Raw genomic sequence first — 26,513 nt, forward strand, 5'->3', positions numbered from 1 at the left:
AGTTGATTTACACGATTGAAGTCCATTCCCCATTTCCCTTCCCTCTTCTGAGTCGCTATCGCAGTTAACGCCAGTTCGGGTTAAGGATTATCCCGAGGTGGAGCGGTGAACTGGATTCACCTCATGTGTGAAAAGGGAGCTTTCCACATTGGGGACAATTAATCAACCAAGGCCGTTCGATGAGATTCTCCCTACACCCACCCCATCCTCACCGGAAACTGTTATCCCGCGCCTGACGTCAGTTAAGATAGCGTCCTCAGATGGAATCGCATCCCCAAAGCTTTTTGAGTGCGACCCTCACGGACCGACGATCGACCTGTGGGGCCCGATCGCTTCTACTCGATGAAGGGTTGGCTGGCAATTGAATCGAGTCCAACCGATTGCAATAGGGTTTCCCATTCCCAGACCAGTCTGGAATTTTCGGGTTGAGCGCGTCTGAGGGTAGCTAAAACCGCCAGAGTATCGAACCAAATCCCTTTAGCCGCATACAACGCGGCGAGTTCTAGAGAGGCTTCTGAGTCGATGTGACCTTGCAGATCGGCATTCGGTTCGACGCGCCGCACCCATCCCTGCACCCAGGGATCGTTCGGGGTAAAGGGGAGAACCGTATCGAGGTCGAGTTGTCCTCCATCATATTCACATAGGGCAACAGCCGACCACAGATAGATGAGATCGAGTTCTAAAGCCGGTGCGCTGGAGGGAAGCTCGATACTCACGATTCCCGGTCTGTCGTTGATTGGCACGATAGTTTGGTAGCGAACCCTTTCGCGCTCATCTTGCAATTGGAAAAAAATCGCCTTTGCCGATGTTTGCGGAACGTACACGAAGAAGGTCGGGTGGGCGTGCAGGGTTAAACCGCGATTGCTTTCGGGAAGCAAAGCCCTGAATTCTTCCGGTGCAGTGGCGGTAATTTCGGAACAGCGACCTCGCGTGCCGCCAGAGGCCGTATCGCCGGGGTCTCCGTCGTCGGGAGGGATGAAGTCGATCGTGGGAGTGCTTCCCTCAATTGCAGCGGAGGTCTCCCAGGCAGACTCGGCCGAGACCGAGTTGAGAGAATGTGGAAGCGCTCCTAATTCTACAAAGCACAGCACGGAAATGGACACGAGCAAGTGTTGCCAAAACGTTCGAGCCATCATTGAAAATTTGTCCCCGTTCAAAATACTAATAACGTTCGATCTCAATAAAGCAGAGTTTTGTTTTGTTGAAAATTGGTCAGAGGTCGTCAATGGGCTGCGAGTTCCCGATCTCACCGCCAATCCTAATGCAGCCCAATCGTCCCCGGAGGCTGTTTGACACGCACTCAACACCAACCGCTCGATGGGAGTAGATTCGTTGCAGTGGCGAATTTCGAGCCAATCCTTTGTGCGCAATTGGGTCGATCTCATCGATACTCTGTGATTTTTCTCACGGGAAAATTGGCATCAGATCCTCTGGAGAGTTATCTTTCGATCGCCCGATCTCCTCGAATCGATCGCGCGAAATCTCCCCAACGATCGCCGTTTTTCCTCGATTCGATCGCCCCCGAGACCCCAGTGGGCAAGCCACAATGAGAGTGTTCGCAAGCAGTCTACGAGAAGTCCGTCCGTGTCGATTTCCCAACCTCTCACCATCGAGCAAATCGTTCATCAAATTTTGGCAATCGGTAAGATTGCCCCGATGGATCGGCAGTTGTTAATCCTCGCACTTTCCAACCCATTAACGGAGCGAGAAAATCAACTGGTTGCTCACTTACATCGCGCTTTACGTCTGGGAAAAGTGGTTGTTGTTTAACCCTTCGACACCCGACAGATTTTGAAGCAGCTCGTTGCGAAATATCTTGAGGGTAATTTTATATCGAACTCCCGGCAATGTCGGGAGTTTTTTTGTGTGTTCTGCATCAATTTTTTGGGAGCTCGAAAATCTAGAAGTCGCCATATTAATGAGGACATCAGTGACCGCGGGAACTGGAATTTTTATCTGATGACTGACGGCTGATACCTGAATCCTGATGCCAAAAATAAAATCGATCGATTATTCCCCATTCCCCATCACTTATGACTGCCATTTTCCGTCTGAAGTTCTTCTTTGAGAATTTCATAGGCTTTGCGTACCTGGATGAATTCTCGCTCGCTGCCGCCGGGAATGTCGGGGTGGGTTTCTCGAGCCCGTTGGCGATAGGCTTGGTTGAGTTGTTCTCGGGTGTAGGGAAAAGAGAGTCTGAGGGTATAGAGATAGGGCGTTAAACGATTAAATTCTTCAACCTCCGAATTGAACTCCTGCTCAATCGGGATTTGATACCAGTCTGGAAATTTTTTTTCTTTTTTGGGCTCGTTTTTGAGATACATTTCGCGCTCGAAATCATCGAGGGCTTGCTGAAAAAACTTAAAGAGTAGAACCGGAAATAAAACAAACAGCAAGACCAAAACGGGCACGGCAGAAGATGGATTAATTAAACTGATAATTAATACAACTAGCGGAATAATTTGTAATAAAGTAATCAACGAAAAACGAAGTTTCATTAATTTTTATTGTTCGAGCGAGATTTAGACTGGCTTCGAAACCTAAAATATATGGCGAACTCGGTCAGGTCAGCTTCAGTGGTTCTTGTTCTAAGCTAGCGCATAGAGCGCGATCGAGGCATCGAGTCCTCGACATGAAGAGAATGAGGTCAGTGTTTTGGCATTATCTTTAAGCCGATCTGTGGGGAAAACTTGCTTCCTTCTCAATCGTATCGGGAAGTGAGATGGGTTGTGGTTCTCCGGAGAATGTGTCAATGGGCGATCGGTCATTTCAACCCGATCGGGCATAGCGTTCGCGCGCGCCATGCTACCCTAATAGGTTAGTCGGTTCGAATGGAGAGCAGCCATTCGACGCAAGGGGGAAAGTTCGGTGAAAATCCGGCACTGTCCCGCAGCTGTAAAGAGACGCTCGAGTCTTGAAGTCAGAATGCCCGCCGACGCGATCGGTCATGATGTAATTCCATCTGCGAGGTACGGATGATGACTCAGTTTAAGTTTTTGATTTGGTTTCACCCTCGGTTAAACCACCCGCTTCATCCCCCAAACGGGTGTCGTTCCCTGCATTGAGAGTAGAGATCGACAGAGTCTCGAGGGATTGTTGGCGAACGCGACGTTCGCCAACGTCACGTTCGAAATCTCCATCTTCACCCTTTCAAACCGTTAAAGATATCCCTGAAAGAAACGTAATCTATTGAGATTTGTGGCTCAATATCTTTAGCAAAATTTAAGGTAATTTGATTCTCTTTTCTGTTATGTATCGAAGCCCATCCTTCCGGCGATCGAGTGTGAGGTTGAGGTAAATTTCTTCCTCGATCGAAACCCAAAATCGAACGACCCAAAATTCCTCCCGCGCGACACATTAAAAATGTCCGAACATACTTTATTTATTTGTACCACTTGTGCCACAACCTGGGAAAATGGTAAGCGAATTCGCTGTGGTGGCGAGCAGTTTCTCAAACAGCTTCAATCCTTGCACCAACACTGGGAATATAAAGATAAAGTTTCCCTCAAACCCGTTCGGTGCATGAGTGCTTGCGATCGAGGTTGTGTTTTTTCCCTCGCAGCCTCCGGTAAACATACCTATCTCTTTGGAGATATCCAAACCGAATCGGAAACTGTTTTAGAAACCTCAGAAGCCGTGCTCGAATGTGCCGAACGATATTACACAGATGCTGAAGGTTTACTCCCCTGGGCAGAACGTCCCAAACAGCTCAGAAAACGTGTCGTCGCTCACATTCCCCCCGTTGCCATGCGATCGCCTTCGACCTCAAAACCCGAACCCACGCGCGATCGCGAACGAACCATCGCTGGCAACCTAAAATTGAATCTTTCACATTAGGTATACGTATGCTATTTCTTCGCGTTTCAGATCTCAAACTTTCTCGCTTTAAACTATCTCAACTCAAACCCAAATTTCTCGGCATTCTCGCCGTCTTCGCCATCGGACTCGTACCGGTATTACTCGCCAGTCCCGCGTTGGCTCACTCCGGTTCGGGTCACTCAATTCCCCAAACCGGTTTTGCCGCCTTCATGTCGGGTTTAATCCACCCCCTAACCGGGTTCGACCACCTGGCATTCATCGTTGCCCTCGGATTGCTCGCGTCTACAGTCGGTCGTCGGGGCCTCGCCGCTCCCGTCCTCGTTGTCGCGACGGTTCTCGTCGGTGCCATTCTTCAGGTCGCCGGCACTCATTTACCCGCCCTGGAAACGGTTATCTCCGCTTCGGTCCTGGGTTTGGGACTCGTCCTCGCTTGGCAGCGCCAGCCGAATTTAGCCCTAGTCGCTGGCGCGGCGGCAATCTTCGGTCTTTTTCACGGTTACGCCTACGGCGAGTTGGTCGCTGGCGCATCTGCGGGGTTACTCGCCGGTTACTACGCAGGATTGACGATTGCACACGGGGTTCTGGGATTTTTGGCTTACGGGGTCGGTCAACTATTGCGTTCTTATCGCAATGACGAAGCCCCCAATCTCGGCTTGCGATTTGCCGGCTTTGCCATTTGTGGTGTTGGGATGACCTTACTCTCTTCTGTGGTTTTAGTCTGAAAAGTCCAAACGATCGAGTGGTTGGGAAATCGCCCTTGAAATCCCTCAAACGCTTATCTTTGCCAGGTAAGGGTTTCAAAGATTCTCAGGCGGATGACCCAACAACTGTAGATGATGCGTTGCGACGGGTTTTAACCTCATGGTTTTCCTCTAACGGGTTGCCGTCGAACGCATCTCCCATTCATTGCCCTTATTTTCAACCATCGCCATGCTACGTTCTTACGATTTTCGATCGAATCTCAAACTCAATCGCACAATCGTCTTTTTACTCGCCAGCGTCGGTTTATTTTCGATCGCCTCTCCCGCATTCGCTCACCATCCCTTTGGGGGCAAAACACCGACCAATTTTTTTGAAGGTTTCCTCTCGGGTTTAGGTCACCCCGTGGTGGGAATCGATCACCTCACGTTTACGATCGCCATCGGGTTACTCGCCGCCACCCTGGGACTGCGCGGGTTGGCCATTCCCGTGGCGTTCGTTCTCACTGCCATGGCGGGAACGGGATTCCATTTAGCCAGCATCGATTTACCCGCTTTAGAAATTATTATCTCGGCATCGGTACTGCTGTTTGGAATTTTACTCGCCCGCAAGGGTTTGCCGAATTTAGTGCTGGCGATTATCGCGGCGGCCGTTGCCGGTATTTTCCACGGATATGCCTACGGCGAGGCGATTATCGGTGCCGAAATGAACCCCTTAGTCGCCTATTTAGCCGGGTTTACCTTCATTCAACTGGCGATCGCCCTGATTGCCTATAGCATCGCTCAATTCGCCCTGAAAACCATCAGCGAACCCCCCAACTTATCCTTGCGGTTTGCCGGGTTTACCATCTGCGGCATTGGGGCGGCATTTTTAGCCTCCTCCGTCCTCGGTTAAAACCCATTTGTTCCGATTCATCCACAAAAAACGATCCCTATGGCCACCAAAATTCCAGTTACGGTGATTACCGGTTTTCTCGGTGCGGGAAAAACCACCCTCGTGCGCAACCTGCTGCAAAACAATCGAGGACGGCGGATTGCCGTTCTGGTGAATGAATTTGGGGAAGTGGGAATTGATGGGGAGATTCTCAAATCCTGTCAGGTGTGCGATGAACAGGAGGAGAACCCCCAAGATAATATTGTCGAACTCACCAATGGGTGTCTGTGCTGTACGGTACAAGAAGAGTTTTTGCCGACGATGCAAGAACTCCTCAAACGACGCGATCGCCTCGACAGCATTCTCATCGAAACCTCCGGACTCGCCCTGCCCAAACCCCTCGTTCAAGCCTTCCGCTGGCCCGAAATCCGCACGGGGGCAACGGTGGATGGGGTGGTGACCGTGGTGGATTGCGAGGCGGTTGCCAACGGGGAATTGGTGGGGGATTTGGATGCGTTGGAAGCCCAGCGACAAGCCGATGAAAGCCTCGATCACGAAACCCCCATCGAAGAGTTATTTGAAGACCAACTCGCCTGCGCGGATATGGTATTACTGACGAAAGTCGATCGGGTGGATGCCCCCACTCAGACGCGGGTGAAGAATTGGTTGGCGCAGGAAGTGCCGACGGGGGTGAAAATCGTCCCCTGCCAAAGCGGACAGATCGATTCGGAGGTGTTGCTCGGCTTTAATGCGGCCGTAGAAGACCATCTCGACGATCGCCCCTCCCACCACGATACCGAAGAAGAACACGACCACGACGATAATATCAACTCGGTACATCTGCGTTTCGATCGCCCCTTCGATCCGGCACAGTTGGTGGAAAAACTGACGGCATTGGTGGAAGACCGAGAAATTTACCGAATTAAAGGGTTCGTCGCCGTTCCCAACAAGCCGATGCGGTTGGTGTTGCAAGGGGTGGGACGGCGATTCGATTATTTTTACGATCGCCCTTGGCAACCGGACGAACCCCGCCAAACCCATTTAGTGGTTATTGGGGAAAATCTCGATGGCACGGATCTCGAAGGTTCCATCTCCGAAATGGTTGGATGAGTGGGATCTAAATCGGTTTCAAGTGGGGTCACCCACCTCTCCCAAACCAGGGGAAAGGCGCACCTAAACCCCACTGATGTCCCCAACGCCTCTCATCCTCCCCTGAAAATCGAGTTCGGTTAAATGCTGACAATTTCGATCGAGGCGAGCAACACTTACTCTCGGGGGACAACGAGTGCGTGGGAAAAAAATTCAGCCATCTCGCTTCATAGATATCTTGCCGAAATCAAAAAGAAAATCAATTTAGATCCCGAATTCATACATTTTTTATCCCTTTCCCCCTTAACTCTTTTCCACCAGAAGTTTAATGGTCACGAACGATCCGAACGTGATACAAACCCTTCAACGGTATTGGCCAGCAACATCGCCACCGTCATCGGTCCCACGCCTCCCGGAACCGGGGTAACGTATCCGGCGACAGCGCGCACCGCCTCAAAATCCACATCCCCCACCAATCGGGCTTTCCCACGGTCGGTTTCCACGCGATTAATCCCGACATCGGCGACAATCGCCCCCGGTTTCACCATCTCGGCGGTGACCACGCCCGGTCGTCCCACGGCCGTTACGAGAATATCGGCACTGCGGGTCAGGTCTGGGAGATCGGCGGTGCGAGAATGGGCGATCGTGACGGTGGCATTCGCTGCAAGTAACATCAAGGCCATCGGCTTCCCCACCAGAATACTGCGTCCGAGAACCACCGCTCGTTTGCCTGCCGGATCGAGTTGATAGGCCGCGAGCAATCGCATCACTCCGGCGGGAGTACAGCTGCGCAATCCCGGTTCCCCCCGCAGCAGCCGCCCCAAATTCATCGGGTGCAGTCCATCGACATCCTTATCGGGATCGATGCGATGTAGTAGGGAAACGGCGTCGAGATGAGCGGGAAGGGGCAGTTGGAGGAGAATGCCATCGACGAGTTCGTCTTGGTTGAGGCGATCGATTTCGGTGGCAATCTCTTCGTAGGTCGCGTTAGCCGGGAAATGGCGACCCAAGGATGCAATGCCGACCTTTTCGCAAGCCCGTTCTTTGTTACGGACGTACACCGCACTGGCCGGATCGTCTCCCACTCGCAACACCGCTAATCCCGGGGGTCGTCCGACCCGTTCTTGCAATTGGGGAACGCGCGATCGCAATTCGGATTGGATTTGTTGAGCGAGGGATTTACCGTCTAAGATGTGGGCAGTTTGAGAATCCATAAGATTGATGAGAGTACCTGCAAGGCGCAACGGGAAACGTACGAGAGGAGGCAACCGAGGCATTCGTCTTTTCACCCTACCATTCAACGGACAGCCCTTTTTCCTTCTCCTGTTTTCCTTTACAGTTGGAGCGATCTCCCTGGGGGGTTGCGGTTTGCCCCTGCCCATCGATTCCCCCATGGTCAGCACCACTCCCATCGGCAGGATTGAGAATCTCAAAGAAGGACGAGGGGTTTACCTGCAAGGCACGATCGCCCAAACGGCACCCTTTTTAGATAATGGGGCCTATCAATTGCAAGATGAGACGGGAGCGATTTGGGTGGTGACGCCCCGAGAGTTGCCGCCGTTGGGGGAAGACATGCGGGTGAAAGGGACCGTTCGCTATCACAGCATTCCCATCGGCGATCGAGAGTTTGGTGAATTTTATATCGAAGAAAAAAAGCAGTTGGAGCTCAAACCGGAAACGTAAGCGATGTCATCCCATCTGGAGTAAAAGGGTTAAGGGGGAAAGGGAGAAGAAATTCATTTTGGAACTATAGATATAGCCCCGCGCAGGGGACTGAGGAGCATCGATTTTGGGACGTAGTGACCGTAGGGGTCTTAGCGCAGCCATGCCGACAGGTGCTTGCGACCGTTGACCCCGACCAAGTTCTGAAAAACTCAACCTGAATTTTTATCGTCCTCACTGCTATGCGCCTAGCTATATCGATCTGATTTTTCATTTCGACCAGATGTCTAATATTTTTACCTTACCGTCCGAATTACCCGTCGAAGAACTCTTTGAGTCTTTAATCGAAACCGATCGCCTCAAAATCGAACGAATTATTTCCACCGGACAAACGACACCCCCTGGAGAGTGGTACGACCAAGAACGAGATGAATGGGTGATACTCTTGCAAGGAGAAGCCCAACTCGCCTTCCCAGGCGATCGGATCGTGACCTTGAAAGCTGGTGATTATCTCTTGATTCGGGCCCATCAAAAACACCGAGTTGAATATACCAGTTCCAACCCCCCTTGCATTTGGCTAGCGGTATTTGCCGAACGGCTTTGCCCGAATCTGGATTGACGCACCCACGAAGATGCGATTTCCAGCCGGTCGGGTGGCTGTTTCCGTTAGAATAACCGAGAAGGGAGTGACCGGTTGTCATCGGTACCGACCGATGCATTCTTGGCGTGGGGATTGCTGAGGGAGGTCTTTGATAGATCGAACGACAAAGCTCGAAGAAGGGCGCAACGGAAATGACCGTGGCGATCGGGCGCGCGATCGTACAATAAAAAGAAGCGCGCCATGGGTTTTAAGTGCCCGTCAATCCCCCCGAAGCACTAAAGCCCGGAGCGATTTAGGTCATTGGGAAGGGTTCGATGGTTTATACGAGTCTATGCGATCGCCCCGAGCTGCTGTTTCGATCTCCATCTGGGTCAAGGCAGCATTGGGTTCCAGACTCTCGTAAAATCTTAGCCGATTTCGACCCAACAGCGCGTCCGTTATTTTTGGAAGTCTACAAGCACATTATGAACGATTCCGCATCACAATCCGAATCTGCAAGAGACCCCGTTGAAGTCTCGATTCAAATCGATCCCGAACTGCTCGATCGAATCGGACACCTCACCAACGATCCCTCAAAAGTGATCGAAACGGCAATTCGTCAGTGGTTGCGAGGAGAAAAAAATCGAGAGGACGAACTCAGTCGCCGCCTTCAACGCAATCCACCCGTTCCCCCCAGAGGTGAATGGAACGATTAAAGAATGAGGTCTCGCCGAGCGAGTTTCGATCGTTTTCGGTTGCATAGGGTGTATTTCTGTCTGGTCTCGATGACCTTTTGTGAGGAATTTTTGACGGATTTGCTGGGCAAGGGTGTCTTCCATCTCAATCTACTGACAGTTCCTACACTGAACTTTAATGACCACACCAACTGACTTCCAAACTTCGAGTGCCTCATCTACCGACATCGAGTCTCCCACACCCTACGGTAATGGGGAGGTTTTACAAGCCTTAGGGGCCGAACTGGCGTTCGTTCAAGATGGGACGGGGCGCTATCATGCTTTCTACTGGCAACATGCCCGGCGTTACGGTCTGAGTGTGGCAGACGCAAACGGTCGTACCATGACCGAGACCTTCGCCCCGGTGGATTTAACCTCGTATTTGGAGCAGGTCGATCGCGTTCTAGAAACCGCTCGACCGACATCGTTTTGCTGTCAATTTACCGATGGCGAACTTTTCTTTGACTTCGAACTCGTTCTCAGTCCCATCTTACAAGGGAAGACCGTTCCGACCGTCTTAGCCATGGGACGGCAAGTGGGTGTTGAGGGTTCCAATTTTCCCAGGGTGGATGAGCTCGATCGAACCTCCTCAGCCCCCGAGTTCTCGGAGGTCAACGTTCAACGGCTTTCAGGTCTCTCGGATTGCCAGTTTCTGAGTCAGGTGGCACGGGATATTCGCCACGCCATAGACCTCGAAACCATTTGGCAGCAAGCCGTTTGGGGGCTGGGAACGGCGCTGGACTTGACGCGATGCTCGATTTGTGAATACTCCCCCGGAGACCCCTCCCTGATGGTGGTGGAAGAATATACCCTGGAGGGGGTCAAGTCTTGGCGGGGAAAGACCTTCGACCTCGAAGAGCATCCGGAAATTCACATGGCCCTGACTCGATTGGATTTGGTGGAATCCCAACCGATTGCGACGGTCACATCAGGGGCTCTTTCAGTAACCCTTGCCCTCACCTCCGATCGCGGCAAGCCCAATAGCGTCTTGCTGTTCTTTCCCCAGGAGCTTTCGAGTTCTTGGCAGGGGCAAGACTTGGAGACGATCGCTGAAATGACGGATATCGTGGGGGCGGCCATCGCCCATGCCACCCTCTACCGCGAACTCGAAGAAGCCCGACAAGCAGCGGAGGAAGTCTCTCGCCTCAAGAGCAACTTTTTGGCGAATACGTCCCACGAACTGCGCACTCCCCTCAATGGCATCCTCGGTTTTTTGAAGCTGATCGTCGATGGGATGGCCGACGATCCCCAAGAACAAATGGAGTTCATCGAGGAAGCCTATCGTTCCGCCGAACACCTGCTCAATATTATTAACGATATTCTCGATATTGCCAAAATCGAATCGGGTAAAATGCAGCTGGATTTAGAGCCAGTGGTGCTGACGGAAATTCTCGATCACCTCAAAAGTTTTGCCCTGGCTCAAGTTCAGCAGAAAAATTTATATTTCCAAATCCACGTTCCCCCCACTGACGACGAAGTCATCCTATTTTGCAACTACCAACGGCTCCTGCAAGTTCTCTTAAATCTAGTGGGAAATGCCATTAAATTTACCCACGAAGGGGGAATTACGATCGCCGCCGAAATTATTAAAAAAAAGGTCAAATTTCAAGGTCGCGAATTTGCCGGCAGCGTCCGCATTCAAGTCGCCGATACCGGCATTGGCGTGTCTCTAGATTTACAAGACAAACTCTTTCAATCCTTCAGCCAAATTGATGGTTCGCGCACCCGCCAGTACGGGGGAACCGGTCTGGGATTGGTGATTTCCCAAAAGCTCGTCGAGTCTATGGGTGGGGTGGTACACTTCTACAGTATGGGCGAAGGTCTCGGTGCCACCGTCACGTTTACCGTTCCCCTGTATCAAGAACCGGTGATGGTATCGGGCGATCTCGACTCTTTGTGTTTGTTGATGGATTCTGAAGACTAAATCTCTCTGAATTCCATCCGTTCTGGGTTCTTCAATTTGTCGATCGAATGTCAAAATCCCCGATGGATCGAGCGAAAACCGATCTCGATCCCAACTCCGAAAAATACCAACGATTGCTCGCCGAAGCCCAAGCTCCCTATCGGGGTTTGCGAAAGTTTGTATATATTGCCTTTGGCGCGTCCGGTTTCATCGGTGCCCTGGTTTTTCTGGCTCAATTGTTGGCATGGCGGGATGTATCCCAAGCCTTTCCCAATTTTGCCTTGCAAACCGGTATCGTGGCCTTGACGATCTGGTTGTTTCGCCTGGAATCTAAATCGGAATCTAAGCCCAAATAAGGCTTGCCGCACAATGCCAATTGACAATGGACAATTGACAATTGGCATTGGTGAAAGGTAAAAAAATCACTCGTTTGTCAAGCCCCATATTGAGTGTTATTCCTCGATTGACTATCGAGATCTCGCCTGGATTATTCACCAAACGCGCTCGCTCCCGATAGCAAGCGAATCTCAAAAAACAGACTGTTTTTCGGGTAAATGGTCAGCTGGCTTGGTACGGCCAAGGCTTTGAGGGATTTTCGTCGCACCTCATGAATAATGCAGGCTAGATAGTTTCCGATGACCGACCAATGCTCCAACTCGCGCACGATTCCCCACACCCGGTCACCCCTAAATCCTTGACCAATAGCATATAGGCTTAATATCAAGTTCGGTTAAACACTTAAAATTCCGGTTTGAGTGAGCAACGCTAGCTCTCGGGGGCGTGGGGGGCTTCGGGAGCGGTCGGACCCGTAGGGAGCCGCCTACGCAAGGGAACGCCGACCGAGAGAATTCGAGAAAAATTTTAGCAATCGCGCCTAATTGTAACGAATCATCCGAACTTGATATAACTTGTCACCAACTGACAATGGGTCAGTTGCAAACACCCACACCCGACACCCCTTGCCACATTCCCTGCTACTCCTCATTTGGTGCATCCTGGGTTTGAGTTTGCGCCTGGTTAACCTCGCGGCCGATCCGCCCTGGACCGATGAATGCGCCACCCTCGTCTTCAGTCTGGGAAACAGTTTTCGCACCGTTCCCCTCGATCGACTCATCTCCTCCGATCTCCTCGTGCAACCCCTCCAACCCCGTCCCGACGCCGGAGTTGCCGATGTTTGGCGATACCTGATGGGGGAGAGTACCCATCCTCCGGCGTACTTCATCCTCGCCCACGGGTGGATGAGCCTGTGGATGAAGCTGTTTCCCCCAGAAAACGGACTCGTCTCCCTGTGGAGCGCCCGATCGCTCCCCGCACTCTTGGGAACCGCTGCCATCCCCGCAATTTTCGGCTGCTGCTATCTCACCGTTCGCGATCGCACCCTAGCTCACCTCGCTGCGGCTTTGATGGCTGTTTCTCCCTTCGGAATCTATCTCGCCCGAGAAGCGCGTCACTATACCCTAGTCATCCTGTTGATTATCGCTTCGTTATCCTGCTTGGTGAAGGCGGCGCGCGCCCTTGGCGATGGCAAATCTTTTCCTCTGTGGCTGTCTCTGGTTTGGATCGCAACTAATACCCTCGGCATCGCCACCCATTACTTTTTTGCCCTCACCCTCTGCAGCCAATTCTGCGTTTTGCTGGGGTTCTCAATTCCTCGCTGGCGTTCCCAGCTGCCCCAACCCGCCTGGAAAAATATTATCCTTGCCATCCTCGGGACATCAGCCGGGAGTTTCGTCTGGATTCCGATCTGGCAAGAGATCCGCCAAAGCAACCTGACCGGTTGGGTTTACGATGGGTCTGTGGGGATTGTCGAACCTCTGGGGCGATCGATTGCCTGGTTGAGTTCGATGCTCCTGTTACTTCCGAGTTATTCCCCTGTTGTTCCCCTGCCGGTGGCGATCGTTTTTGGCTTGGTGGCGATCGGGTTTTTAGGGTGGTTTGTTCGTCTTTTCGCTCGGGGACTCAGACGGCAGATGTCCGCCCCGCAAACGCGCTTCTCGATTCAAGTTTTCGGAGGGGTGGTGGTGGCGGCTTGGGTTGTGATGTTGGGGTTGACCTACGGTAATGGAAGCGATTTGACCCTCGCCCCTCGGTTCGGCTTTATCTACTTTCCGGCTTGGGTGATGTTGGTGGCAACTTGTCTGGGTGGGTGGTTGCGACCGAGTTCGTCTCCGATAGAGTTCCTCAACAAAAATTCCTCGATCTCGATTGTCGGCTTCGCTGGCTTTTTGGGGGGTTTAACGGTCATCTCGAATTTGGGCTACTTGCAAACCCATCGATCGGATTTGATGGCAGAGCTAATCGAGGGAACCTCGAACGTGCCGGTGTTAATTACCACCACCCACAAACATCACGGGGATACGGGACGGATGATGGGGTTGGCGTGGGAGTTTCGCCAACATCCCCAATCTGAATGGGCGCAACCTCCCCAATTTCTCTTGGCACATAAAACCGAGGGGTCTCCAGATGCCACCTCAGCGGCGATCGCCCTGCAACAGGCGGTTACCCAATTACCTCGCCCCGTGGATGTTTGGGCGATCGACTTTCACGCCCCCATCGAACTCAACGACCTTGGATGCGATCGCGATCGCAGCTTGAAGAAGAACCTCGGCGACTATCGCTACAAGCTCTATCATTGCCACTGAAAATCTGAGCGTCTGGTAGTTCACGCTAACGGCTGATATCTGAATGCTTACCCCAAAATTACTGCTATACTCTACAACTATTACGATCCTGAGAGATTGATGATGATAGTTGGTACCACCCAAGCTGCGAACATTCTCAGAATTTCCACGGCCCGACTCAGAGTTCTGTTAATTTCCGGTCGAGTCCAAGGAGCTTACAAAACCGGGAAGCTGTGGTTAATTCCCCTTTTCAACGGCAAACCCATTATCGAGCGAAGAACTCGAGGACCGGCTCCCCGGTGGCGCAATCCCAGAAAGCCAGCGAAAACCATCGTCCACGTGAGTACTCAAGCAATCAAACAGAATCACAAAAATCAGGAACGGGAACCTGTGATTACCGTCAAAAAAGGGCGTAGCAATATTTACGGTCACGAGGTGGTCATGCCGGGAGGATGTCGCGTCGTGTATCGTCCCGAACGTCCGTTTTGCGGTGCGAAGGTTTGGATCGAATCTCTTTACGATGTGAAGGAAATCGTCGATCTCTCCAACAAAGGTTTTCCCAAAATTATCCAGCCGAATACTTTTTAACGAGTCGATCGATATCGGAAATGACATCATCGACCGTACAAATAATTTCGACGTGCCCGCGAGCATTTCGAGCTTCTAAGGCTTGAGCTTCTAACAGTTCTTGAAACTCCATTCGAGCAAGTTCTCGATCTGAATAGGCATCGCGAGTTTGTTTGACTCCCATTGTGGCTTGAATCACCTGAGCCATTTTACCTTTAATGGCAACGTTATTCATATTGGCAACGGTCGCATAAGTATTGACGCGCTGGTTGCAGCGAACGATCGCCACGCCACCATGTTCGGCAATTTTGGCATTTAAATATTTATTACTGCGTGCCGCTAGCTTGCGAAATTGACGGTGCTTTTGAGATTGCGATTTTTGAATATTTTTCTGGCTATTTTTCATCCGATAAACCTCTTCGCAATTTCGAGCTTTACTCTTATATTATAACGAAAAATATTAAAGTTGACAATAAAATCAACATCATAGATGGCATCCGTTTGCATTTAGTCTGAGTGCCGATCGAATCCGAAGACACCGACCTCAATCCTGTTAAAATTAAAGTTCAAATTTTCGATGTCCCCAAATTGAAAATGAAACCCAAATTCACCACGGAACTCGCATGGCAGCAAGCAGAAACTCTGATGCAGCCCGCTCTGATTCGTCTCGTTGACAACATTCAAAAAAAACTCGATCGTTCTCCCTGGAAAGGGAGTTATCGGGAAACTCACGTTCCCTACCCCGGCTATCAACTCGATCTAGAAGTTCGCGATCGCCAAGTGAGCATCGATATCTGGGAATTGTGCTACAAAATCTGCTTCTGTAATTACCGCCCGACCCACGCACCCCAGGAAACTTATGAAGTGCAGATCGATACGAGTTTGCTCGACGATACGGGGGAAGTCCATTGGGACAACTTAGATGCCAAAGCCGAACGGGTCGCTGGAGATGTTTTTGCTAACTTGTCCTAGTACTCCGCCAAGTCAAAAATGACTGGTGAAGACTGACGCAGAAATACGGTGAAACAGGGACGCGGAGAATCTTAACACCGGGCAAAGTTAGCTTGGTGGAGTACTAGTGCTGCTACGGGTCATTATTAATTGTTCATTGTTAATTCCGCGCAGCGGCACTAGGTTCTTCCTTTGCAGTACAATTGCATAAGGGAAACTCCACAATTTCTCCATCTTCAATCTTCCCAACTCAAAGCCATTGAGAGAGGTGAAGTTGCCAAACCCGCAGGAAGTCTTTTGGGGATACGATGATGATAGTGGAAATTTAGAGAAGGGAGCTTCAAGTGAGGAAAAATCGCCACCTCCAGCGGAGATCGTTTTTTCATCGCTGCTGGCTAATTCCTCTTCTGCGATTCCTGCGCTGTAACCGTTGAACCGTGATGTTTGAATTGATAAATCGGGATCGAACTCGCGAGCCCTTTGAAAGTTTAGTCCTCTACCACTTGTTGAAGTGGTCGTTTGTCAGTCCCGTCCTGCATCTTTACTTTCAAGGTCGCATCTACGGAGCTGAAAACGTACCTCTCGATCGACCTTTCGTGGTCGCTAGCAATCACGCCAGTAATTTCGATCCCCCCATCGTCTCCTGTGCCGTCAAGCGACCTGTATCGTTTATGGCCAAAGAAGAGTTATTTGGGATTCCCGGTTTCAAACAGGCGATCGAACTATACGGGGCCTATCCGGTAAAACGGGCCACGAGCGATCGCAGTGCCATCCGCGCGGCCATTCAATCTCTCGAAAACGGTTGGGCAACGGGGGTCTTCCTCCAAGGTACCCGAACAGCTGACGGACGTATTACCGCTCCCAAACTCGGTGCGGCGATGATTGCCGCTAAAGCGGGAGTTCCCATCCTCCCGGTGAGCTTATGGGGAACACAAGCCGTCCTCAAAAAAGGCTCGGCCATTCCCAGACCGGCTCCAATTACGATTCGAGTCGGCAAGCTCGTCGATACACCGGCTTCGACTCGCCGAGACGAGCTAGAGACTGTCACCCAGCAGTGTGCCGATCGGATTAACGCCATGCACGCTCTCGGTCGCTAGTGCAGTACGGCAGAAATAACGGACTCGCTCTCAATGGGCGAACGCAATGTAGACTACGTCAGTTTTGGATAAGCCGAAATCCTGATGCTACCGTAACCCAGAAATAGGTAAAAACCCGATTGTGTCGTTGAAGCATTCAAAATTGGGCGCTTAACCACGACTCAGGCTAGACTCGGCATTGTTTCTCCCCCCGAACGGCACTCAAATCGGCCCTTGAAACGCAATGCTCGCTTTTACCCAACTTTACAAATTCGGTTGACACGCAAATTGAATGTAAAGTTAGCATTTGTGACTTTGAGTTCGATCTCGGCAGCAGTATACTGACTGTAGGCAATGAAAAACCCCCGCCGGAACAAAGAAGAGCAGGGGTTACAAGCAAAGCAAGCAAGCAACTGAACGACTCAATTAATGAGCTTTGAGACTTTTTGTAGAGTTCTGAAGCTGATTAGTTCGAGTCGTTCCCTTTTTTAAGGATAATATATAATAGCCCGATTTGAATTAAAAAAACAACCCGTTAGCTACTTTTTGAGAGCGACAAAAGTTAACAATTTGATAGTTTTAACAATTGTAAAATTAGCTATTCTATAAAAATACTGAAAACAGCCTTTTAACCAAGTTTCATTCTCACTAAAAATACGTACGTCAGGTGACTTTAACGCCGCTTGAGGCTGGTCTCGACCCCAAATGAGATCGTTTTTTTTTCGCTCGACTTCGTCAGGACGACTTGAAATTTCCGAAATATTACGGAGCACTCGTCTTCATCAACTCATCAGGTTTTATCGAGATAAAGTACCATTAATGTTCAGGTTTACTTTATAAAAAAACCATAATTGCTGTCGATCGACTCAATCCGATGATTCGGTTAGATCGAGTTCGGATAATTCGTGACAATTAAGCGAAACCCGATCCATCTCTTCTTTAAGTCTCTCCCGATGCTCCCGATTCTCACCACAACGGTCACGATCGACTCAATGCGATCGATTCGGTGATTTCCGGCTTCCGGAACTCACAAAGCCACTGGTCTTCCCCCTCTTACTTATCGGCCCATTCCCCCGTTACCGTCCCCCGTTCCCCATTTCTGAAAACCTGTCACGAACAGGGCGCGAGCGGTTATATTTTCACCGAACTCGAGCTCAGAACAAATTTAATTTGGGATCGACCCGAAAACCGGGAAAAATATCGCTCAATTTCCCATCTGGAATGTGTAAATGTTGGGTCAAGAGGGGTGCGATCGCATTGCGAAAATCCGTCGTAATTGCCAAATCCCGACCCTCATGGCGCTGAGATTCTGCCAAACCCGGCCACTCGCCCAGTACCCGACCCCCGCGAATGCCACCTCCAAGCACCCACATGGCATTTCCGTAACCGTGATCGGTGCCCCCATTACCATTCACGGCGACGGTACGACCGAATTCCGACATCACGACGATCGTCGTATCTTCGTAGAGAGAGCCCAACTCGCGCACTAAGACGGCCAATCCCTCTCCCACGGGTTTCAAAGCGCGATTGAGGCGACCTTTTTGATTGATATGGGTATCCCACCCACCCAATTCCAAAAATCCGAGCTGGGTGTGGGCATCTCCCACCATCAACCGAGCCATCCGGCGGGCATTGCGAACGAAATCACCTGGAGGAGGCGCGCCGGCATTGGCTTCTTCCGTTTCGGCTTGCAACTCGGCCAGCAAAATTTCTCGGGCGGTATCTCCTTCCCGGTAGGCTTGGCTGAGGGCATCGTCGCCACTGTAAAGGCGATCGAACGCTGCATTCACTTGGGGTCGATCGATAGTTAACTCCCGTCCCGCACGACGACCCCTGGGTAGATTCGCCACCGCCATCGACCCTTTCAAGATGTAAGGGGTTGTCGTCCCCACGCTGACCGCCTGGGTTGGGGTTCCTTGGGGGAGTGCGGCCAGAACGCGATTCATCCAGCCATCGATGGTCGACTGCTCTCGGGGGGTTCCCGTTTCGATATCGAACTGGGCGTCAAAATGAGAGCGGGTGGAATCGGGAGAACCGCAAGCGTGGATAAAGGCTAAACTGTTCTGTTCCCACAAGGGCATCATATCTTCGAGAGCCGGATGCAGACCAAACCGACCGTCGAGATCGATCGCTCCTTCCTCTTCCCCGGGTTTGGGAATGGCAATTCCCCGTCGGAGTTCGTAGTAGTCGGCTTCGCGGTAGGGAACCACCACGCTCAAACCATCGAGCCCACCTCGTAGAAATAGGACGATGAGCCGTTTTTGCTGGCTGGGTGCGGCAACACTGCGGGCAACCCAACCGTGGCAACCCACAGCGGTGATTCCGGCGGTACCCAGAAGGCTGGCATATTGTAAAAATTTTCGTCGTTTCATGGTTCGATAGCAAATGGTCGATGGTGACGGCGTTTTGCGCTCGTCTCTCTACAAATGTTCGAGTATCTGCATTCCCTGTTCCCCGTTCGTGTTTCGGTGCAACTTTGTACCCTGTGGCTGCTTCGCTGACGAATTCACCCTTTCCCCTTTCACCCCGCGTTGTCAGATTTTGGAGAATTCAGTTGCACGTGGCGTGATTTCCCGTTGCCTATTCCCCGAAACAGTCCGATCCAAAATTGATGTTACCGATACATCATCTCCGGACTGCCGAGCATGAGGGAAGAGCGCAACTCTATAGAACTGGCGGAGAGCGTCTCTTGGGTATTGTCCGAGAACGGATTTCCCAAAGTCCGCGAAAGTGCCTCCGGTTCGACTTCTGCGTTGTCTTCGTTTGCAAATCGACCCTTGGCAATATCGATGGCTATATTCACGCGCCGAATCGTGGCATCGGGACTCAACCAGGCCTCTTGGGTATCGGGATAACCGTCTGGAGTGCGGCAGCCGTATAGAGTCATCCCGAGTTGAGAGAGGCTGCCTAACACCCGACCGACTTTCAGATCTTGAATTCCCGTCGCTCTTAGAGCCGAGATAATAAATTGATAGGGCGTTTTGAATTTGCGATCGAAATATTTGGGATCGGAAAATTCTCGGGAGTGGAAGAGGGTATCGAGAACCTCGCGAATGTCGCCATCCGTATCAGAAAAGCGCCGTGCGAGTTTCTCGACGAGGGCCTTAGGTGGCTCGTCGGCAATAAAGTATTGAGCGAGTTGGTAGCTGATATGGTGCGCTGTCGAAGGATGGCGGGCCAACAAATCGAGCGCCCGTTCCACTTCATCGATACCGCCACCGGAAATTGGGGTTCCAAGCAAGACTTTATCGTTCGAATCGTGGCGGTTGCGATCGAAATAGAATCCGCTTTTACCGTGTTCTCCTTTTTCATCCAAACCCCATCCCGTCAAGATTCGCGCCAAGGTGATGACATCGTCTTGGGTGTATCCCCCATCAACGCCCAAGGTATGCAGTTCCATCAGTTCGCGGGCGTAATTTTCGTTCAACCCGCGAAATCGACCTCGAGCGCCGGGACTCTCTGGATCGGTATTGCGCCAGTTATCCAGGTAAAATAACATCGCTGGGTGACGGGCGGTGGCTTCGAGCAGATCTCGAAATTTACCCAGAGCGTGGGGGCGAATGGCGTCTCGCTCGTACGCACCCACCCACAGCCGCGTCTTGCCTTTATCGGCAGAAACGTTGAAGCGATCGAACCAAAAATTGACCATCACTTCTTCCAAGTGGCGGCCAGAGGCAACCGCCTGAAGAATGCGAGCTTGACGGGCGTCTTCGATGGGCTGTTGGGTTCGCTGTTGCAGTTGCCGTCGGGCTTCGTCGTTGTTGGCTTCGGGCTGTTGAGAGCGATCGTATCCTTTAAACAGTTCGACGGGGTTGAGTGTGAGGGTTTCGAGCTGGCGCAGTTGCCTTTTGAGCGATCGAGGCAGGGCAATATTTTCCGGGTGCAGTTGCGATTCGATATAGCGATCGATCCCCATATCCCGAATGCGATCGAGATCGCCGGGACTCGGACCGTAACTGAGGCGGTTGAGGACGTGTAAGACCTGGGGGTCGGGGGTTGCGCTTCTCACTCCCGAGGGAAAGAGTAAGGCAAACGCCAAAAAAACGCCAACCACAACCAGGGTAATCCGGGAGCGAAATCGGAATTTCATGGTTCGAGTGTGCTTGCTATAGCGATCATTGTAGACAAACTTTTGGGGTGTGGGGTGTGGGGTGTAGGGTGTGGGGAATATAAAATAGAATTTGGGTGTACCTCAATCGGTGCAAAAATTGCGATAACTGTTGCGAAAAAAATCGTCAATCTAGGAATAATATATATCTAAAAAATGCAATTTAAAATAATTAAAATCGATAAAATAATTCATTAAATTACGTGCTATTTCAGTCAATATTAGCTCTAATTATTTATTCTGCGTGTCAGCAATATTCAGATTTTCACCTGTCTTCTTGACCCAAAAAAAGCCGATCGATCTTTTTTTATAATTAGGTTTCTCTATTTCTGGATTCCCCAAATGTATAATCTCCAAATCGGAGGATTTTTTAGAGGAGCCACTTCTCAAGACACCACAGCTTACAATCGAGATAAGAAAATACGACTCGGAGGTATTAACGATGGGTTTGAAAGAACGAATTAGCGACGAAATCAAAGCGGCAATGAAAGCCAAGGATAAAGTCCGCTTGGAAACCGTCCGCGGTATCAAAAAGGTCATTCTGGAAAAGGAATCAACCGTTCGCGCTCAGGGCCGAGAAACCCTAACAGAAGCTGAAGAAATGGAAGTGCTCATGCAACAGGCGAAGCAACGACGGGATGCGATCGAGCAATACACAAAAGCCGGACGGGAGGATTTAGCCGAGAAAGAAAGCCAAGAACTGGGGGTTATAGAAGAGTATCTTCCCAAACAGCTCTCCGATGCAGAAATCGAGGCGGTAGTCGTTGAAATTATCGCCAACGCCGGAGCCACCTCCCCCAAAGATATGGGTAAAGTGATGGGTCCGACGATGGCGCGCCTGAAAGGTCAAGCGGATGGGAAAAAAGTACAGGCGATCGTCAAAGCAAAGCTGAGTGAGTAAGGGTCACCAAGAAAGTCATCAGCCGTCCCAAGGCAAGCAAGAAGTCTCGCCGTACTCATCCATCGTGCAAATCGATCGGGAGTGGCGAGTATCTTTAGCAAAAGTCCCCTGGCTCTTGTCAAGATTGCGATAACTGAAACTCCATCACGCGAAGTCCTTTGTCTTGCTTGCCCCGACGACATCCTCACTCGAGGGCGATCGCCTCGAGGTTGGGAGAGTTATTTCATCATCGATCGCTCGACGGTGACCCGTACGGAATCGTACTTCCGTTCCTTGGCAGCAAAAACCGTACGTAGCAGGAGGAACCACGCTTTTAACATTGAATTTTTAGGCGGTAACCCCCTTGGGCTATTGCCACAGTCTTCAAAAATCTCCCAAATTTTTTGTTCCGTTTCGATCCAAGATGATTTGAATTGACGGCAATACCCTCTAAATTCCGTACGCAGGATTTTGGCCCCCGCTTTTTCGCAGGTTAAACGCAAGCTGTGGGGGGTAAAAAAGTACAGGTGCCTGGGCACATCCAAGTGAAACCAAGTCGGACCGGCCAGTTGAAAACTTCGAGATGCATTATTAGGCGTTTCCAGAACCAGCTTCCCACCCGGTGCGAGTAACTGCAGTGCGTTCCGAACCGCTTGAATCGGATCGAGGGTATGTTCGAGAACGTGATTCATCAACACGACATCGTAACGTTGGGACTGAATCGGTTCCGGAAGAGATTCAGCACTGCCGTGAAAAATCGGGAGATTGCGTTGCCCGGCAACGATGTAGGCTTGCAGATCCGGTTCGACACCACATACCCTATGTCCGTAAGATTGTAATGCTTGGAGATGATGTCCGCTACCGCAGCCAATTTCACAAATCGAACGAGGCTGGGAACCAAACTGTTTTGAGAACCAATCGCGATCGCTGACCACAGCAACTTCCCGATCGAATTGCCAAGCGAGGCGAACGAGTAGTCTTTCCCAGAAATTTTGAGTTGAATGGGATTTTGACCCTTGAGACTTCTGGGTATGAGTATAGTAATTGTCGAGAGCGTAAAACTCTTGAACCTCTTGAGGTGTGGGAGTCGGATAGATGCACCCAAACTGAGAACGATCGCACCAATATAATTGAAAATCTCGCTCGATTTGAGGTCGGCGCCAATCTCTGGGAATCGAAAAACGAAGTTGCATCTTCTCTCCCGAGAGCGGACAGAGAACGATGTTTTTTCGCTCTTCACATACGTAGGCTTCGTTTGTGATGTTCATGGAGTTAACTGACAAAACGTATTAATGGCAGAAAATGTTACTCGAACGATTCAATTCGAGCGGTCTATGGGAACTCGCACAGAATAAAAGTTTAAAAAGGTCTGACTTTTACAATATCTTAAGAGCTTTGTCACCGTGTGAGTTCTGTTCGAGTCACATTAATGTTGAGTTCTTCCCTCTGTTCGCTCTATGAGTCTGACTTCCCAACAGCAAGCCGCAGCCTATGCTCCCTATAGCATCGCCGTCACGGCAGGAGCGGGAACGGGCAAAACCTACATGCTCGTCGAACGTTACTTGTACTACTTGCGAGAACGCCAAATTTCACCGTTGGAGATGGTGGCGGTGACGTTTACCGAAAAAGCAGCAAGCGAGTTGCGATCGCGCATTCGATCGACGGTGTCTCAAGAATTTCCCGAAGCGGTAGAGATGCTTGCGGAGTTGGAAGCCGCGCAAATTAGCACCATTCACGCCCTGGCAGCGCGCATTTGCCGTCAGTATCCCGAAGCCGCGGGCGTCCCCCCAGATTTTGCCATGCTCGACGATTTAGAGCGAGACCTGTGGTTGGCGGATGCCTTGAAAGATGCCCTCGAACAACTCCCCCAACATTTCTACGAAACAGTTCCCTATTCCCTTCTTTCCGCTGCCGTCAAATCCCTCATCGACGATCCGATTTCCGCCCGTCGCGCCCTGGCGAAAGGCGATCGAGGATGGGAGGCCTTAGCAACCGAAATTCGGCAAACGGCCTTAGAAGCATTGTGCACCCATCCCACGTGGGCCCAAAGTCGAGACATTCTCCAACGCTATATCGGCAAAATGGGGGATAAATTAGAAGTCTACCGTCAAGGAGCGTGCAGCGCGATCGCCCGGGTCGAGGAACGGCAGAACGTCGCAACGTCCCTCGAAACCCTGAAAACCCTCAAAATTAACGTCGGCAGCAAGAAGAATTGGGAAGCCGGGGCGTTACCCATTGTCAAACAAGCCATTTCTCAAGTACGAGACTTGGTCAAAAAAGCCCTCGCCCAGCAACTGGTGACCTTAGAACTGGGGGAGGTAGACGCTCAATTCGCGCAAATCTTACCGGTTTTGGCACAAGCCTTTGACTGGATTCAAAACCACCTGAGTCAGCTCAAATACCGCAGTCGCGTTTTAACCTTTTCCGACTTAGAAGCGTGCGCCCTCCAAGCCCTACAATCCGATCGAGTGCGCCAGGAATGGAGCGCTCGCTATCGGGTCTTTTTAGTCGATGAATTTCAAGATACCAACCCCGTCCAAGCCGAACTCCTCGAAGCCCTTACCCAAGGCACTCACCTCACCATTGTCGGCGATGTCAAACAATCCATTTACGGCTTTCGTCGCGCCGATGTGAGGGTATTCGATCGAAAGCGCGATCGCATTGTCTCCCACGGGGGCAAAGCGATTACCCTCGATTTGAGTTTTCGCACCCACCAATCCCTAGTCCATCGTATCAACCGCCTCTTTCAACCCCTCCTCGGAGAGATTCACCAAGACTTAACCGCCCACTGCACCGATGCCCCCCACCCCAGTCCCCATCTGGAAGTTTACGCCATCCACGCCGAACGGGGGATTAACAAACCCCAGCGTCAGTTCGCCGAAGCGCAACATCTGGTGGGAATGTTGCAAGAGATGTTGACTGCCCAAACCCCGATTCGCGCCAAAAACGGCGATTTGCGCCCCATCGCCCCCGGAGATATCGCTATCCTCGCCCGGACTTGGGATGCCTTGCAAACCTATAGCGAAGTTCTCGAAAGTGCGGGCATTCCGGCGGTCATTGCCGGGGGAGAAAGTTTGCTGGCCACGCGGGAAGTCAAAGATGCGATCGCCCTGCTGCGATTTCTCGCCGATCCCAAAGACGATATCGCTCTGATTGCCATTCTGCGCAGTCCGTTTTTCGCCCTCAGCGATCGGATTTTATATCGGGTTTCTCGCCAGAAGTTATCCCAAAAATCCCCATCCCCAAAATCAAAACGATCGTCCAAAAAATCCGATCGGGAGCGAATTGCCTGGTGGCATCGCCTGCAAGACGTCGATCGTCGAGAGGAATTCCCCGAACTCGGGCGCCCCATCGCCACCCTCAAAGAACTCCTAGCCGATCGCGATCGCGAACCCCCCTCCCGCTTGTTACAACGGGTCGATCGCCTGACCGGATATACGGCCGCCATTGCCAATCTTCCCGGTGCGGCCCGGCGAGAAGCAGACTGGCGCGGGTTTCGGGAACTGGTACGCACCTTAGAAGCGGGGAGTCAGGACGTTTTTGCCGTGGTGCGCCGCCTCAAACAGTTAGTGGAAACCGACGTCAAAATTCCCCGCCCTCCCCTCGATGCCAAAGATGCCGTATCGTTGATGACGATTCACGCTTCTAAAGGGTTGGAGTGGCCGGTGGTGGTGGTTGCCGATTTAGCCCGAACCAGTCAAAACACCCCTCCACCTCTCTATTTCGATCCCGATGTGGGGGTGGGATTGAAGTTGGAAGATGGGGCCGGGGAACCCCAAAAACCCGTCCTCTACATCGTCTTAGAACAGATGCACAAACAACTCGAAGACGCCGAAGCCCTGCGAGTGCTCTACGTTGCCCTGACGCGGGCGCGCGATCGCCTTCTGCTGACCGCTTGCGATCCCAAAGGGGGAGGACTCGATCGCCTGCGTCCGGGACTCGAAGCGGCTGGAATTCCCATTCAAACTTGGGAAATGCCCGAAAACCCGAGACTCGAGACCCGCACCCTATCAACCCCACTGCCGAGCTCACCCACTCTCCTGGGTTCCGTCGGTTCGGGGATTTTCGAGGTTCCCGTAACTGCCCTGAGCGATTATGCCTGCTGTCCCCGGCGATTCGAGTTTGCCGTCGTACGGGGTCATCCGGGGTTGGGGGACGGAATTGCCCAAGCCTGCCGCATTGGCATCCTCACCCACAAAGCCCTCGAATCGGGAATTCGGGATGTGGAAGCCCTGGCACGGTTCGACCCCGGTTTGGCACCAGAATCCATCGAAGAGGCGATCGCTCTGGCGGCAAGATTCGATCGTCAGGACTGTTACGCCCCGTTTCGCGAGGGCATCGTTGCCAAAGAACGACCCGTTAGCTTGACGTTTGCCGGCTTGACGTTAAACGGGAGAGTGGATGTTCTTGGAGAGGATTGGGTGTTGGATTTCAAAACCGATCGCCAGGTTACGCCCCAATATCACCGCTTCCAACTCTGGGCTTATGCAGAGGCAACCGGAGTCCGTACCGCTCACATTGCCTATTTGCGGCACGATCGCCTGCATACCTTCGGGGCAGAGGATTTAGCAACCACCGCGCGAGAGGCAACGGCATTGGTACGACGAATTCTCGCCGGAGACTACACCCCCACCCCCTCATCGGAAATTTGCCAGGTTTGTCCTTATGCTGAAATTTGCGAGGCGGCCGAATTCTCTCCCTCGTCGGCAACTGTTTTCTCCCGAACGGATACTGGAGTTTAGACGAATTTGAGCGCTCGAGCAACTTTTCCCACACCCCCTTATCGCGCCAGCGACAAAAGCGATTACAGTACAAACCTACCAGTATGCGATCTCGTAAGTTTTGTCAGTCAACCAGCCTCTACCCTTGAGGGTAGAGCGCTCTACGATTGCCATTTTTCTAAATTCCACTCAAGACACATTAGACGTATAGCGCTTCGCGCTGGTGTATT

24 protein-coding genes and 1 riboswitch are annotated in these 26,513 nt (G+C 51.5%); of the genes, 17 read left to right on the forward strand and 7 right to left on the reverse strand.

The window, feature by feature from the left end:
- Nucleotides 1-335 precede the first annotated feature (335 nt).
- The gene (locus AC2215_RS11140; protein ID WP_486810066.1) at nt 336-1,385 is read right to left on the reverse strand and encodes a DUF928 domain-containing protein; all 1,050 of its coding nucleotides are present in this window, start codon (nt 1,383-1,385) and stop codon (nt 336-338) included.
- 30 nt (nt 1,386-1,415) lie between these two features.
- On the opposite strand from AC2215_RS11140, the gene AC2215_RS11145 reads away from it, so the two are divergent.
- Both AC2215_RS11145 and AC2215_RS11150 read left to right on the forward strand, forming a co-directional pair.
- Nucleotides 1,416-1,550, forward strand: coding sequence for a hypothetical protein (locus AC2215_RS11145; protein WP_486810067.1), 135 nt, complete (start codon nt 1,416-1,418; stop codon nt 1,548-1,550).
- Nucleotides 1,551-1,584: 34 nt separating this feature from the next.
- Nucleotides 1,585-1,770 carry a hypothetical protein gene (locus tag AC2215_RS11150; RefSeq protein WP_486810068.1) on the forward strand — a complete coding sequence of 62 codons (186 nt, stop codon included), beginning with the start codon at nt 1,585-1,587 and terminating at the stop codon, nt 1,768-1,770.
- Nucleotides 1,771-2,027: 257 nt separating this feature from the next.
- On the opposite strand, the gene AC2215_RS11155 is transcribed toward AC2215_RS11150, so the two are convergent.
- Nucleotides 2,028-2,498: a J domain-containing protein gene (locus tag AC2215_RS11155; RefSeq protein ID WP_486810069.1), complete on the reverse strand. Its 471-nt coding sequence runs from the start codon at nt 2,496-2,498 to the stop codon at nt 2,028-2,030.
- 308 nt (nt 2,499-2,806) lie between these two features.
- A riboswitch (cobalamin riboswitch) is annotated at nt 2,807-2,951 on the forward strand.
- Nucleotides 2,952-3,363: 412 nt separating this feature from the next.
- On the opposite strand from AC2215_RS11155, the gene AC2215_RS11160 reads away from it, so the two are divergent.
- The 4 genes from AC2215_RS11160 (at nt 3,364) to cobW (ending at nt 6,501) form a co-directional block, all read left to right on the forward strand.
- On the forward strand, nt 3,364-3,837 hold the full coding sequence (locus AC2215_RS11160; protein ID WP_486810070.1) for a DUF1636 family protein: 474 nt from the start codon (nt 3,364-3,366) through the stop codon (nt 3,835-3,837).
- Nucleotides 3,838-3,845: 8 nt separating this feature from the next.
- The gene (locus tag AC2215_RS11165) at nt 3,846-4,541 is read left to right on the forward strand and encodes a HupE/UreJ family protein (protein WP_486810071.1); all 696 of its coding nucleotides are present in this window, start codon (nt 3,846-3,848) and stop codon (nt 4,539-4,541) included.
- 208 nt (nt 4,542-4,749) lie between these two features.
- Nucleotides 4,750-5,412, forward strand: a complete 663-nt coding sequence (locus tag AC2215_RS11170; protein WP_486810072.1) for a HupE/UreJ family protein — start codon at nt 4,750-4,752, stop codon at nt 5,410-5,412.
- 39 nt (nt 5,413-5,451) lie between these two features.
- Nucleotides 5,452-6,501, forward strand: a complete 1,050-nt coding sequence (gene cobW, locus AC2215_RS11175; protein WP_486810073.1) for a cobalamin biosynthesis protein CobW — start codon at nt 5,452-5,454, stop codon at nt 6,499-6,501.
- A gap of 311 nt (nt 6,502-6,812) precedes the next feature.
- On the opposite strand, the gene folD is transcribed toward cobW, so the two are convergent.
- The gene (gene folD, locus AC2215_RS11180; RefSeq protein WP_486810074.1) at nt 6,813-7,694 is read right to left on the reverse strand and encodes a bifunctional methylenetetrahydrofolate dehydrogenase/methenyltetrahydrofolate cyclohydrolase FolD; all 882 of its coding nucleotides are present in this window, start codon (nt 7,692-7,694) and stop codon (nt 6,813-6,815) included.
- A gap of 7 nt (nt 7,695-7,701) precedes the next feature.
- Between folD and AC2215_RS11185 the strand changes: the two genes are divergently transcribed.
- From AC2215_RS11185 to AC2215_RS11215, 7 genes are all read left to right on the forward strand, one after another.
- Complete coding sequence (locus tag AC2215_RS11185; protein ID WP_486810075.1) at nt 7,702-8,163, forward strand: hypothetical protein; 462 nt, start codon at nt 7,702-7,704, stop codon at nt 8,161-8,163.
- Between the two features lie 262 nt (nt 8,164-8,425).
- On the forward strand, nt 8,426-8,761 hold the full coding sequence (locus tag AC2215_RS11190; protein WP_486810076.1) for a cupin domain-containing protein: 336 nt from the start codon (nt 8,426-8,428) through the stop codon (nt 8,759-8,761).
- Between the two features lie 446 nt (nt 8,762-9,207).
- Entirely contained in the window at nt 9,208-9,438 is a 231-nt protein-coding gene (locus AC2215_RS11195; protein WP_486810141.1) for a hypothetical protein, read from the forward strand.
- Between the two features lie 157 nt (nt 9,439-9,595).
- On the forward strand, nt 9,596-11,380 hold the full coding sequence (locus tag AC2215_RS11200; RefSeq protein WP_486810077.1) for a GAF domain-containing sensor histidine kinase: 1,785 nt from the start codon (nt 9,596-9,598) through the stop codon (nt 11,378-11,380).
- A gap of 47 nt (nt 11,381-11,427) precedes the next feature.
- Entirely contained in the window at nt 11,428-11,715 is a 288-nt protein-coding gene (locus tag AC2215_RS11205) for a DUF3493 domain-containing protein (RefSeq protein WP_486810078.1), read from the forward strand.
- Nucleotides 11,716-12,318: 603 nt separating this feature from the next.
- Nucleotides 12,319-14,001: a glycosyltransferase family 39 protein gene (locus tag AC2215_RS11210; protein WP_486810079.1), complete on the forward strand. Its 1,683-nt coding sequence runs from the start codon at nt 12,319-12,321 to the stop codon at nt 13,999-14,001.
- 99 nt (nt 14,002-14,100) lie between these two features.
- Nucleotides 14,101-14,568, forward strand: coding sequence for a DNA-binding protein (locus AC2215_RS11215; protein ID WP_486810080.1), 468 nt, complete (start codon nt 14,101-14,103; stop codon nt 14,566-14,568).
- Here AC2215_RS11215 and AC2215_RS11220 read toward each other — a convergent pair.
- On the reverse strand, nt 14,546-14,953 hold the full coding sequence (locus AC2215_RS11220; protein WP_486810081.1) for a hypothetical protein: 408 nt from the start codon (nt 14,951-14,953) through the stop codon (nt 14,546-14,548). The genes AC2215_RS11215 and AC2215_RS11220 overlap by 23 nt on opposite strands.
- 188 nt (nt 14,954-15,141) lie before the next feature.
- On the opposite strand from AC2215_RS11220, the gene AC2215_RS11225 reads away from it, so the two are divergent.
- Together AC2215_RS11225 and AC2215_RS11230 are read left to right on the forward strand one after the other, a co-directional pair.
- The gene (locus AC2215_RS11225) at nt 15,142-15,519 is read left to right on the forward strand and encodes a hypothetical protein (protein WP_486810142.1); all 378 of its coding nucleotides are present in this window, start codon (nt 15,142-15,144) and stop codon (nt 15,517-15,519) included.
- 419 nt (nt 15,520-15,938) lie between these two features.
- Nucleotides 15,939-16,595, forward strand: coding sequence for a lysophospholipid acyltransferase family protein (locus AC2215_RS11230; RefSeq protein ID WP_486810082.1), 657 nt, complete (start codon nt 15,939-15,941; stop codon nt 16,593-16,595).
- A 1,133-nt stretch (nt 16,596-17,728) separates the two neighbouring features.
- Here the strand turns inward: AC2215_RS11230 and AC2215_RS11235 are convergent.
- Both AC2215_RS11235 and AC2215_RS11240 read right to left on the reverse strand, forming a co-directional pair.
- Entirely contained in the window at nt 17,729-18,946 is a 1,218-nt protein-coding gene (locus AC2215_RS11235) for a DUF1501 domain-containing protein (protein ID WP_486810083.1), read from the reverse strand.
- Nucleotides 18,947-19,188: 242 nt separating this feature from the next.
- The gene (locus AC2215_RS11240) at nt 19,189-20,664 is read right to left on the reverse strand and encodes a DUF1800 domain-containing protein (RefSeq protein WP_486810084.1); all 1,476 of its coding nucleotides are present in this window, start codon (nt 20,662-20,664) and stop codon (nt 19,189-19,191) included.
- Between the two features lie 460 nt (nt 20,665-21,124).
- Here AC2215_RS11240 and AC2215_RS11245 point away from each other — a divergent pair, with 460 nt between their 5' ends.
- On the forward strand, nt 21,125-21,583 hold the full coding sequence (locus tag AC2215_RS11245) for a GatB/YqeY domain-containing protein (protein WP_486810085.1): 459 nt from the start codon (nt 21,125-21,127) through the stop codon (nt 21,581-21,583).
- 218 nt (nt 21,584-21,801) lie between these two features.
- Here AC2215_RS11245 and AC2215_RS11250 read toward each other — a convergent pair whose 3' ends face one another.
- The gene (locus AC2215_RS11250; protein ID WP_486810086.1) at nt 21,802-22,830 is read right to left on the reverse strand and encodes a class I SAM-dependent methyltransferase; all 1,029 of its coding nucleotides are present in this window, start codon (nt 22,828-22,830) and stop codon (nt 21,802-21,804) included.
- Between the two features lie 189 nt (nt 22,831-23,019).
- On the opposite strand from AC2215_RS11250, the gene AC2215_RS11255 reads away from it, so the two are divergent.
- On the forward strand, nt 23,020-26,304 hold the full coding sequence (locus AC2215_RS11255) for a UvrD-helicase domain-containing protein (RefSeq protein WP_486810087.1): 3,285 nt from the start codon (nt 23,020-23,022) through the stop codon (nt 26,302-26,304).
- The last annotated feature ends 209 nt before the right edge of the window (nt 26,305-26,513 follow it).

It is taken from the genome of Zarconia sp. (genome assembly GCF_057467645.1).